We start from the raw sequence: 11,749 nt of genomic DNA on the forward strand, positions 1-11,749 counted from the left end.
GCCAACGTGCGATATTGCGAGCTGGCTAAGATACCGGACTTTGTCCAACCCGCCTCGCCGCAGCCTGCCTGTGGCCGCAGGCAACACTTGTGGAGAAGTGGATTCATGCACGGCTTGCATTTCATGGCAAACCTGTGCCCGTGCCGGGCAGGGGCCTGGGTGCCCGCCTGCCTGCTCATGACTCTCCCGCGTGGCCGCAGCCGCCACGGCGCTGCCGTGCCACGCTATATCGACGGACCCCAGGCCGCACGCTAAGTCAGCGTCGACCTGAGTGTGGCAGGTCGACGCATCCAGCGCCCAGGGGCAGGTTCGCCTTACGCCTCACGCGCCATCAACACACCTTTCGCGCACCTTTTCGGCAGCACTAGTTTTGGCTGGCTGCCCAAGGTCTTGTTACGGCCGCCTGTGATTGGCCGCGGCCTTTGCACGTCTGGAGTTTTTCATGGTGCTTGCCATGCCCCCCTTGTTTCCCGGTCTGCCGCCCTGGCCGTCCTGGTCGGCCTTGTCGTCGTGGTTCAACCGCCCGATGGAGCTGCGCATAGACGTCAGCCACAAACCGGCCGAAGATGAATTCGAATCCCTCTACGATCGTATGTACACCCCGGGCGACCGTTTGCACGGCATCCCTGCGATGGAACTGCCCGGCCAACCCGAACTGATGATTCGTTTCCGCGAGGCCGATGGCGAGTTTTATGTGTACGTGGAAGATATCCGGCACAAGCGGCTGGCCGGTTACACGGTGTTCAACCGCCTGATCGAAGTGAATCGCCGCGCCGACCGCTATATACGGGCACCACACTCCCGCTACGACGAGGCCTACCAGCGGCGCGGCCTGGCCAGCAGCATTTACCAGTGGGGCCTGGGCGCGGGCTTGTGCCTGGTCTCGGGCGCACGCCAGTCGACGGGCGCGCATGCCTTGTGGCATGCGCTGGCCAGGCGCCATGAGCTGGGTTATGTGGACCTGCGCAACAAGACCCTGACTTATCTGGGCCGGGACGTGCCCGCGCGCACCCTGGACGATTTGCACACCCGCATGATCTTGCTGGGCGAGGCCTGGACGGTGGATCGTTTTGCCGCGGCGACCGGCATGCGCTGAGTTCCGCATAGAAGAACCTCAGCGCCCTAGTGCCAACCGCGCGGCGCTTCAGATCACATACAGGTCCACATAATCGTTGACCGCCATCGCATCCAGCAGCTGCGGGTCCAGGCTGACCGCGGCGATACGGTCTTGCTGCTTCTTGGGGAAACGCCGGGCCAGGTTGGTGCGGAACTTGGCTTCGAGCAGCGGCAGGCCATCGGCGCGGCGGCGCTTGTGGCCTATCGGGTACTCGACCACGATCTCGGGTAACACGGTGCCGTCCTTGAGTTCAACCGTCAGGGCGTTGGCGATGCTGCGTTTTTCCGGGTCGTGGTAGTCCCGTGTGAACTGCGGATCCTCGACACAGCTGATCTTGTCGCGCAGGGCATCGATGCGCGGGTCGGCGGCGACCTGGTCTTCGTAATCGGCGGCCGTGAGGCGGCCGTGGATCAGCGGCACCGCCACCATGTACTGGATGCAGTGGTCGCGGTCGGCCGGGTTGTTCAGCGGGCCTTTTTTGTCGATGATGCGCAGGCAGGCCTCGTGGGTGCGTATCGTCACGCGCCGGATGTCGTCGCTGGTCTTGTTCAATGCGGCGAGTTGTCCGCGCAGCGTCATCGCCGCTTCGACCGCCGTCTGGCTGTGGAACTCGGCCGGGTAGCTGATCTTGAACAACACATGTTCCATCACGTAGCTGCCGTAGGGGCGCTGGAACTTGAAGGGCTGGCCCTTGAACAACACGTCGTAAAAGCCCCAGGTCTTGGCGCTCAACACACTCGGGTAACCGATTTCGCCGGTGCGGGCGATCAGCGCCAGGCGCACCGCTCGGCTGGTGGCGTCGCCAGCGGCCCAGCTTTTGCGCGAGCCGGTGTTGGGTGCATGGCGGTAGGTGCGCAGCGCTTGTCCGTCCAGCCAGGCCAGCGACACCGCGTTGATGATCTCGTCGCGGCTCAGACCCAGCATGTGCGCGACCACCGCGGTGGAGGCGACCTTGACCAGCACCACATGGTCCAGGCCCACCTTGTTGAAGGAGTTTTCCAGCGCAATCACGCCCTGGATTTCGTGCGCCTTGATCATGGCGGTCAGCACGTCGCGCATGGTCAGTGGTTTTTTGCCGGCCGCGACGGCTTGGCGGCTCAGCCAGTCGGCGGTGGCCAGGATGCCACCCAGGTTGTCGCTGGGGTGGCCCCATTCGGCGGCGAGCCAGCAGTCGTTGAAGTCCAGCCAGCGGATCATGGTGCCGATGTTGAAGGCGGCCGCGACCGGGTCCAGCTGGAACTGCGTACCTGGCACCTTGGCGCCGTGGGGCACCACGGTGCCGGGCACCACCGGTCCGAGCAGCTTGGTGCAGGCCGGGTATTCAAGGGCTTCGAGGCCGCAACCCAGGGTGTCGATCAGGCAGGTGCGCGCGGTGTCATAGGCAAGCGGGCTGTCGACGATGTACTGGCTGACGTAGTCGGCGATATCGACCAGCACCTGGTCGGGTTGGGGGCGGACGTTGGAGATGGAATCTGACATGGTGTGGTTGCTTATTTTTGGGAGGCGAAAAGGGCGTCGAGTTTTTGCTCGTAGGCGTGGTAATTGAGATAGTCGTACAGATCTGCTCGCGTCTGCATGGTTGGTATGGCTGCTTTCTGGTGGCCGTCGCGGCGCAAGACCTGGTAAAAATTCAGGGCTGCGGCATTCATGGCGCGGTAAGCCCCGCAGCAATACAGCGCCATGTCGACATCGACCGAGCGGAGCTCGTCGAGCGAGAAGATGGGCGTTGCGCCGAACTCGGTGAGGTTGGCCAGCACCGGCCGCTGCACGGCTTTTTTGACCTGGCCGTACATCGCCAGCTCGGTCATGGCTTCGGGGAAAATCATGTCGGCACCGGCCTCGGCGTAGGCGCAGGCGCGGTCTATCGCGGCCTGCAGGCCCAGCGTTGCGGCCGCATCGGTGCGGGCCATGATCACAAAACTCTCGTCGGTGCGGGCATCGACAGCGGCCTTGATGCGGTCCACCATCTCGGCCGTGTCCACCAGCTCCTTGCCGGGCCGGTGGCCGCAGCGCTTCTGGCTGACCTGGTCCTCCAGATGCACGGCGGCGGCGCCAGCCTTGCTGAAGGAGCGTATGGTGCGGGCGATGTTGAAGGCGCCGCCCCAGCCGGTATCTATGTCCACCAGCACCGGCAAGGTGGTAGCGTCGGTGATGCGGCGCACATCCACCAGCACATCTTCCATGGTGCTGATGCCCAGATCCGGCATGCCCAGGGAATTGGCGGCGACACCGCCGCCCGAGATATACAGGGCCTGAAAGCCGCAGGCCTCGGCCATGCGGGCGGTGTAGGCCGTGATGGCGCCTACGATCTGTAGCGGCGCTTCCCGGTCGACTGCCGTGCGAAAGGCGGCGCCTGCGGAGAGGCGTGGCAAGGATGTTGGCATGTTCATTGGTCCACCTTGATGCCGGCCTGGCGAATCACCTTGCCGTAACGTTCCACTTCGGCCTGCAACAAGCTGCCGAACTGCGCCGGCGAACCGCCTGCCGTGCCCACACCGTTGCTGGCAAGCCTGTCCTCCATTTCCTTGGATGCCAGGGTCGCATTGATCTCACGGTTCAGGGCTTCAATGATGGGGGCCGGCACACCCTTGGGGGCGATCAGGCCATGCCATGCCACCACGTCGTAGCTGCTCAGGCCGCTCTCGGCCACGGTCGGGATGTTGGGGAAGGCGGTCAGCCGCTTGGCCGTGCCGACGGCCAGCGCCCGCAGCTTGCCCGATTTGACATGTTGCATCACGGCTTCTGTGCCCGCGAACATCATCTGTATGTTGCCGGCGATCAGGTCCGTGATCGCGGGGCCGGTGCCCTTGTAGGGCACATGGGTGGCCTTGACCTTGGCGAGGTCCAGCATGTATTCGGTGACGACGTGAAGATGGCCGCCCTGGCCGCTGGAGCCGTAGGTGATTTTCCCCGGTGCCTTGCGCATCAGCTCCAGCAACTCGTTCAGGTCCTTGGCTGGCACGGCCGCGTTGACCGCCAGCACATAAGCGCCGCGAGACAGCTGGATCACCGGTGTCATGTCGGCGATGGGGTCGAAGTTGAGTTTGTAGACACCCGGGTTGACGGTGTAGCTGCCGGCCACCAGCAGCAAGGTGTAGCCATCCGCCGGGGACTTGAGCGCGAACTCCGTGCCCAGAATGCCGCCGGCACCGGGACGGTTTTCTACGATCACAGGCTGGCCCAGCCGTTCGCCCAGCTTGCTGGCCACCACGCGCGCAATGTAATCGGTGCCGCCGCCGGGGGCAAAGGGCGCAATGATCTTGATGGGTTTCATCGGGAAGCTGCCGCTTTGCGCAAAACTGGCTGGGGCCGCAAGTGCGCCCAGGGCGCCAAGCGCCAGCGTAGCGAAATCTCGACGCGTGATGTCTGGATTCATATCAGGTCTCCTAATATTTATTGAATGACTTGCCTCCAGGTAGAGGCTAGCCGTTAAGCGCAAAAGCTGTGCCTGGAAGATGCTTTTGGAGAAAAGCATGAAAGGCATTGATTTGATTGAGGATTTTTCTATGCCTTCAAGCAGGGTGGCATTTGTGTTTCATTTTTGTTGTTGCAAAGATGGTTTATTTTTCAAAATTGAAACATAAGCACCATAATCCAAAGCACCTACTCAGCATTCCTGGACAGTCCCATGAGCCTTAAAGACACAAGTAGCCGCCCTGTGATATGGGCGGTGAGCGCCTACCGCCTGACCGACATTTTTCGTAGCATCGCGCCGGAGTTTTCGGCGCAGGCCGACATCCACATCATCAACAAAGGCTTCGCGGACGCGGTGGAGGAGATTCAGGCGCGCCTTAGGCATGAACGCTGCGATGTGATTGTGGCGGCCGGTTCCAACGGGGCCTATTTGCGCCAGCATCTGGCGCTGCCTCTGGTGCTGCTCAAGGTCGGCGGCTTTGACCTGCTGGCCGCGCTGACGCGTGCGCGCCAGGTGTCGGAGCGCATCGCCATCGTGACCCATAAAACCACGGCGCCGGAACTGAGTCAATTCATTCAGTTGTTCGATTTGCCGATTCAGGAGCGCGCCTACGAGACGGCCGACCAGGCCAGGGATTGCATACGGGCGCTGGCGGCCCAGGGCATGGACGTGGTGGTGGGTCCGGGACTGGTCGCCAACCTGGCCGACGAGTTGGGCCTGCACGGCGTGTTTCTCTACGCCCCGGATTCGGCGCGCCAGGCTTTTTCGGACGCCGTGGAGATCGCCCGCATCAAACATGTGGAGGCTTCGCGCCATGCGCAGCTGGATGCGGTGTTGCAGCATCTGAGCGACGGCGTTGTCGCCATAGATATGCAGCAGCAGGTGCTCTCCGTCAACCCGGCCATGTTGCGCCTGGCGGGCAGCCCGGACACACCGATGGCGCAATGGCTGGGGAAGCCGCTGCGTGAGGTGCTGCCGGCCGTTCGCGCCGGCTCGGTGCTGACGCGGGGCTGGCCCGACCTGGGCAGTGTGGAACAGGTCGGCCAGCGCACGCTGGTCATCAACCGGGTTCCGGTGTTTGAGCAAGGCGTGCAAACCGGCGCCGTGCTGACCGTCATTGACTCGGGCGACGTTGAGCAGGTCACCAGCCGTTTGCGCCTGCACCAGCAGGTCAAGACCCGCCACGCGCGTTACCACCTGCAGCAGGTGGCGGCTGTGTCCCCGCGCATGAAACAACTGGTCACCCTGTGCGAGACCTATGCCAGGCGCAGCGACGCCACGGTTTTGATTTCAGGCGAAAGCGGCACCGGCAAGGAGCTGATTGCGCAGGGAATTCACAATGCCAGCCGGCGTGCCGCAGAGCCTTTCCTGGCCATCAATTGCGGCGCGTTCACGGAATCGCTGCTGGAGAGTGAACTGTTTGGTTACGAGGACGGCGCGTTCACCGGCGCCCGCCGGGGCGGCAAGGCCGGCCTGTTCGAGTCGGCGCATCTGGGCACTATTTTTCTGGATGAAATAGGCGAAATGCCGCTGGCGCTGCAGACCCGGCTGTTGCGTGTGTTGCAGGAAAAAGAGGTGATGCGGGTCGGCGGCCGCGAGTCCATTCCGGTCGACGTGCGAGTCATTGCCGCCACCCACCGCGATTTGCTGGCCATGGTGGGGGCGCAGCAGTTTAGGCAAGACCTGTTTTACCGCCTGAACATCCTGCAGGTGGTGATCCCGCCGCTGCGGCAACGCCCGGAAGATCTGGCGCTGCTGGCCGTGACGCTGTTCGATGCCGCGTTCAAACGTGCTGGTCTGCAGGACGAGGCGCGCGACATCATCAAGGCGGTGCTGCCCTTGTTCATGTCCCACAGCTGGCCCGGCAATGTGCGGGAGCTGGAAAATGCCGCCGAACGGCTGGCCATAGGTTGCATCGCCCTCCACGGCATCCCCAGCCCGGACGATTTGCAGCGCCTGCTGCCCGAGTTGCATGGGCCGCGCCTTGCTGGCGGCGGCGTCCAGCCTCCTGCAACAGCCGCGTTCGGCACCACCGATCTCAAGGCCCTCACCCGGCAGACGGAGAAAGCCCATTTGCAGGCCGTGTTATCGGAATGCGCCGGTAATCAGGCAGAGGCCGCGCAGCGGCTGGGCATCAGCCGGGCCACACTCTGGCGCAAGTTGCGCGCCTGAGAGAACTTCTCGCGTTTACTCCGACAGTTGTCGGGCGTGGTGGTTCAGGTGGTCGGCCATGAAGGTGGCGATGAAGTAATAACCGTGGTCGTAGCCCGGATGCCAGCGCAGTTGCAGCGCCTGGCCGGCTTTGGCGCAGGCCGCTTCAAACAGATGCGGCTGCAGTTGCTCCGAAAGAAACTGATCGGCCAGCCCCTGGTCGATCAGGATGCCGCCGGGGTAGGGCGCCGCGTTCAGTTTCGCCATCAAGGCCGTGGCGTCGTGCTCCGCCCAGGTGGATTCATCGGCCCCCAGGTAACCGGTGAAGGCCTTGCGGCCCCAAGGGCCGTGGCGGGGCGCACAGATAGGCGCAAAAGCCGACACCGACTTGAACAGCGCCGGGTGGCGCAGGGCCAGGGTCAAGGCGCCGTGCCCGCCCATGGAGTGCCCAAAAATGCCGATGCGGCCGGGCTGGATAGGCAGGGTCTGCGTCAGCAGCGGCAGCAGTTCGGCCGTGATGTAACTTTCCATGCGGTAGTGCTGCGACCAGGGCGCTTGTGTGGCGTCGAGGTAAAAACCGGCGCCCACGCCAAAGTCCCAGTGGTCGGCTTCACCGGGCAGGTTGGCGCCGCGCGGGCTGGTGTCGGGTGTGATCAGCGCCAGGCCCAGGATGGCGGCCAGCCGCTGGGCGCTGGCCTTGATCATGAAGGTTTCTTCGCTGCAGGTCAGGCCCGCCAGGTAGATCAGCGCGGGCACCTTGCCGCCGGCCTTGTCGATCAGGATTTGCGGCGGCAGAAACACCGAAAACTTCATCGGCAAGCCGATTTCGCGCGAGTCGTGGCGGTAAAAACGCTGCACACCGCCGAAGCAGGCATGGTCGCTGAGGAGTTCCATTTGCGGGTTCATAGGGCTCTTTCAGTTCAAGCAGGAATGCTACCAGCGCACGTGGGACTACCTCTTCATCAGCCGGGGCCGCGGGACTGGCTTCGCCAGACCGCAGGCGCAGCGGCCCCCTCGGGGGGCAGGGAGCTACACGCAGTGAGCGAGCGTGGGGGCTAATACAACACCACGCCGCGAATCGATTCGCCACTTTTCATCAGCTCAAAACCTTTGTTGATGTCTTCCAGCGGCATCGTGTGCGTAATTAAATCGTCGATATTGATCTTGCCTTCCATGTACCAGTCGACAATTTTCGGCACATCGGTGCGGCCGCGTGCGCCGCCAAAGGCCGAACCTTCCCACTTGCGGCCGGTGACGAGCTGGAAGGGCCGCGTGCTGATCTCGGCGCCGGCTTCGGCCACACCGATGATGATGCTGCGGCCCCAGCCCTTGTGGGTGCATTCGAGGGCCTGGCGCATCACCTGGGTGTTGCCAATACATTCAAAGCTGTAGTCGGCGCCGCCGTCGGTCAGTTGCACGATGGCATCGACCACGTTCTCGACTTCCTTGGGGTTGATGAAATGTGTCATGCCGAACTTGCGCGCCATTTCCTGACGCGCCGGGTTGATGTCCACACCAATGATCTTGTCGGCACCCACCATCTTGGCGCCCTGGATCACATTCAGGCCAATACCGCCCAGACCAAACACCACGACGTTGGCGCCGGCCTCGACCTTGGCTGTGAACAACACCGCACCAATGCCGGTGGTCACGCCGCAGCCGATGTAGCAGACCTTGTCGAAAGGGGCGTCCTTGCGGATTTTGGCCAGCGAAATTTCAGGCGCAACCGTGTAGTTGCTGAAGGTGCTGGTGCCCATGTAGTGGAAGATGGGTTTACCGTCCAGGCTGAAACGCGAGGTGGCGTCGGGCATCAGGCCCTTGCCCTGGGTGCCGCGAATCAACTGGCACAAATTGGTCTTGCGCGACAGGCAGAACTTGCACTGCCGGCATTCCGGCGTGTACAGCGGAATCACGTGATCGCCTTTTTGCAAGGTGGTCACGCCGGGGCCGACGTCGACCACAATGCCCGCGCCTTCATGGCCCAGGATGGCCGGGAAGATGCCTTCCGGGTCCGCGCCCGAGAGTGTGTAGTAGTCGGTGTGGCAAATGCCGGTGGCCTTGATCTCGACCAAGACTTCACCGAATTTCGGGCCTTGCAGGTCCACGGTTTCAATGGTCAGGGGTGCGCCTGATTTCCAGGCGACGGCGGCTTTGGTTTTCATGGGGTGGGACTCGTGCTGAGGGGAAGAAATAAGCGAACAGGCACTATAAGCCAGTCCCCGCAAGGTCGTGTGCTGTCAGCGCCGAAAATCCTGCAGCAGGTGTTCAATTTTGAGAAAATATGCGCCGCATCGTGTGGCCGCTCAAGAAGCCGGGTGTTCAATAAAAAATAGCCACTTGGCCCTTGGTGAATGGGCGCAAGCAGCTATCAATTTAATAGCGAAAGCCGTGTTGCGAAAACCCCGGCTCTCTCAACGCAGATGTCAGCGGCCGGCTTCTTTCAGGTGCTGCGCGCGCGCGGCCAGCGCGGTGTCGGTGAAGTCGGTGAAGACGCCGTCCACACCCAGGCGGTAGTAGGCCAGATATTCATTTTTGGCATCGCCCTTGTAGTCGGCGGCCAGGCGGCGCGACTCGTTGCGGAAGGTGAAGGGGTGAACAAACAGGCCCGCCTTGTGGGCGTCTGCTACAAGGGTCGTGGCGGTGGTCGAGGTTGCATCCGCGTCGTTGACCTTGCCGTCGCCATTCATGTCCATCGCCTTACCGTCTGCGCCTATCGTGCCCTTGATGCTGATGATGAAGCGCTTCCAGGGGCCGATGCCGTCGGCATAGGTTTTGATTTCAGCGAGGCCCGCAGGCGTGACCATGGCGTCGAAAAAGCGCTTGTCGCCGGCTTGGGTCCAATCATAGGGACGGTCGCTGGGAACGGCGAAAGTCACGGCGCCGGTTTTCATGTCAACGCCGTCGCCGTCAATCAGCTGGACCAGGCGCGTGTTCAGGCCCTTGCTTTTCATGTACTTCAGGCTGCCGGGTTCAAACGACTGCACAAAAATCGGGGGCGGTCTTGCTGTTCCAGCCGGCGGCCTTGATGATGGCGATCAACTTGTCTTCCAGCGGCAGGCCGAGCGCGCGGAAGTAGGTTGGGTTTTTGGTTTCCGGGTAAATCGCAATGCTGCGGCCGGTTTGCGCCGATTTGGCTTTGGCCAGGTCCAGTACTTCCTGGAACGTCGGCACCTTGTAGAGGCCGTTGAACTGTTGCGGGCGCTCTGCGTCGGTGGAAATCGCGCCCAGCGTGCGGATTTCGGCCAGCGTGAAGTCATTGCTGAACCAGCCCGTTTGGGTTTCGCCATCGACCTGGATGATTTTTTTGCGCGATGCGAATTCAGGATGTTTGGCCACGTCGGTGCTGATGGCCAAGTTGGGGTCGTGGCGGGTGATCAGCACGCCGTCTTTGGTCGAGATCAGGTCCATCTCGATCACATCGGCGCCGAGCTCAATCGCGCGCGCATAGGCTTCCAGCGTTTCCTCAGGCACATAGCCCGATGCGCCGCGGTGGGCGATCACCAGCGGTGCCTTGCCGTCCAGCGTGGGCAGGCCGGCGCTATGGCGCGTATCGCTCATGCTGCAGGCGCCCAGCAGTAGGCTGCCGGCCACCAGTGTGAGCAAACTGATCCGCTGCTGCGCGGGATTTTTTGTCGATACGGTCATGGCATTCTTCCCCCGGTTAAAAGGATTGATCCTAAGCGACGGATGACGGCAGCGGTGTGTCAGCAGACGAGCGGCGGGTAAGCCGAATGGGTTTCAACGAAAAAAAGCCGGATCAAGTCCGGCATTCAAGAAGAAGCTTCATTGAGCTTGGCGCGATGCTCGCCTCGGCAATCAATCAGGCGCTGAAGAAACTTTTCAGCTTGTCGGTCCAGCTTTCGCCGCTGGGCGAATGTTTGGCGCCGCCTTTTTTCAGGGACTCGTCGAGTTCCTTGAACAGCTTGCGCTGGTGCTCGGTCAGTTTCACCGGTGTTTCCACCGTGATGTGGCAATACAGATCGCCGGGGTAGCTGGAGCGCACACCCTTGATGCCTTTGCCGCGCAGCCGGAACTGCTTGCCGGACTGCGTGCCTTCCGGAATGTCGATGGCCGCCTTGCCGGCCAGGGTCGGCACTTCGATTTCGCCGCCGAGTGCGGCCGATGCCATGCCGATGGGCACGACGCAATGCAGGTCGTCGCCGTCGCGCTCGAAGATGTCGTGTTTCTTCAGCCGGATCTCGATGTAGAGGTCGCCCGGCGGGCCGCCGTTGGTGCCCGGCTCGCCGTTGCCGGTGGAGCGGATACGCATACCGTCGTCGATGCCGGCCGGAATCTTGACTTCCAGGGTCTTGTTGTTTTTGGTCTTGCCCACGCCGTGGCAGGCCACACAAGGCTCGGGAATCAGCTTGCCCGTGCCTTTGCACTGTGGGCAGGTTTGCTGCACGCTGAAAAAGCCCTGGCGCATCTGCACCGCACCGTGGCCGTGGCAAGTGGTGCAGGTGACCACCTTGGTGCCGGGCTTGGCGCCGCTGCCGTGGCAGGTCGTGCAGTCGTCCCAGCTTGGGATGCGGATCTGGGCATCCTTGCCGGTGGCGGCTTCTTCGAGGGTGACTTCCATCGCATAACTGAGGTCGCCGCCGCGGTAGACCTGGCGGCCGCCGCGCTGGCCGCCGCGTCCCTGCTGGCCACCAAAAACGTCGCCAAAGATATCGCCAAAGGCCTCGGCGAAACCACCAAAACCTTCCGCACCCGGGCCGCCGCGGTTCGGGTCCACGCCGGCGTGGCCGTACTGGTCGTAAGCTGCGCGTTTTTGCGCATCGGACAACATCTCGTAAGCCTCTTTGGCTTCCTTGAATTTTTCTTCCGAGGCTTTCCCGGTCTCGCCCTGGTTGCGGTCCGGGTGGTGCTTCATCGCCAGCTTGCGATAGGCTTTCTTGATGTCTTCGTCGCTGGCGTTTTTGGGAACACCCAGCGTGTCGTAATAGTCTTTTTTGATGGCCATGGAAATTGCGTGTTCAGTAGGGAGAAATTCTTGCGGCCCGAATATGGCGAAGCGGAATCCGGGGTGAACCCTGGCTTCCGCTTCGCTGCATCGAGGCTATGCC

At 62.4% G+C, this 11,749-nt stretch carries 8 protein-coding genes and 1 pseudogene; 2 read left to right on the forward strand and 7 right to left on the reverse strand.

The window, feature by feature from the left end; translation table 11 throughout:
• The first annotated feature begins 442 nt into the window (after window positions 1-442).
• Window positions 443-1,096, forward strand: a complete 654-nt coding sequence (locus tag ACHMXK_RS08710; protein WP_397439480.1) for an N-acetyltransferase — start codon at window positions 443-445, stop codon at window positions 1,094-1,096.
• 48 nt (window positions 1,097-1,144) lie between these two features.
• Here ACHMXK_RS08710 and ACHMXK_RS08715 read toward each other — a convergent pair whose 3' ends face one another.
• Genes ACHMXK_RS08715 through ACHMXK_RS08725 form a run of 3 tightly spaced genes read right to left on the reverse strand, consistent with a single transcriptional unit; the run spans window position 1,145 to window position 4,493 of the window.
• Window positions 1,145-2,596, reverse strand: coding sequence for a bifunctional 2-methylcitrate dehydratase/aconitate hydratase (locus ACHMXK_RS08715; RefSeq protein ID WP_397439482.1), 1,452 nt, complete (start codon window positions 2,594-2,596; stop codon window positions 1,145-1,147).
• Between the two features lie 11 nt (window positions 2,597-2,607).
• Window positions 2,608-3,501 carry a methylisocitrate lyase gene (gene prpB / locus ACHMXK_RS08720; RefSeq protein ID WP_397442482.1) on the reverse strand — a complete coding sequence of 298 codons (894 nt, stop codon included), beginning with the start codon at window positions 3,499-3,501 and terminating at the stop codon, window positions 2,608-2,610.
• Window positions 3,502-3,503: 2 nt separating this feature from the next.
• Window positions 3,504-4,493, reverse strand: coding sequence for a tripartite tricarboxylate transporter substrate binding protein (locus tag ACHMXK_RS08725; protein ID WP_397439484.1), 990 nt, complete (start codon window positions 4,491-4,493; stop codon window positions 3,504-3,506).
• Window positions 4,494-4,745: 252 nt separating this feature from the next.
• Here ACHMXK_RS08725 and prpR point away from each other — a divergent pair, with 252 nt between their 5' ends.
• On the forward strand, window positions 4,746-6,704 hold the full coding sequence (gene prpR, locus ACHMXK_RS08730; RefSeq protein ID WP_397439486.1) for a propionate catabolism operon regulatory protein PrpR: 1,959 nt from the start codon (window positions 4,746-4,748) through the stop codon (window positions 6,702-6,704).
• Window positions 6,705-6,719: 15 nt separating this feature from the next.
• On the opposite strand, the gene fghA is transcribed toward prpR, so the two are convergent.
• The 4 genes and pseudogenes from fghA to dnaJ form a co-directional block, all read right to left on the reverse strand.
• Window positions 6,720-7,589, reverse strand: coding sequence for an S-formylglutathione hydrolase (gene fghA / locus ACHMXK_RS08735; protein WP_397439488.1), 870 nt, complete (start codon window positions 7,587-7,589; stop codon window positions 6,720-6,722).
• Window positions 7,590-7,738: 149 nt separating this feature from the next.
• Complete coding sequence (locus ACHMXK_RS08740; RefSeq protein WP_397439489.1) at window positions 7,739-8,845, reverse strand: S-(hydroxymethyl)glutathione dehydrogenase/class III alcohol dehydrogenase; 1,107 nt, start codon at window positions 8,843-8,845, stop codon at window positions 7,739-7,741.
• A 261-nt stretch (window positions 8,846-9,106) separates the two neighbouring features.
• Window positions 9,107-10,328 (reverse strand): annotated as a pseudogene (locus tag ACHMXK_RS08745) (glycerophosphodiester phosphodiesterase).
• A 175-nt stretch (window positions 10,329-10,503) separates the two neighbouring features.
• Window positions 10,504-11,646, reverse strand: a complete 1,143-nt coding sequence (gene dnaJ, locus ACHMXK_RS08750) for a molecular chaperone DnaJ (RefSeq protein WP_397439490.1) — start codon at window positions 11,644-11,646, stop codon at window positions 10,504-10,506.
• Window positions 11,647-11,749: the final 103 nt, after the last annotated feature.

The sequence above is a fragment of the Polaromonas sp. UC242_47 genome (genome assembly GCF_044452385.1).
Lineage (GTDB): Bacteria > Pseudomonadota > Gammaproteobacteria > Burkholderiales > Burkholderiaceae_C > Polaromonas.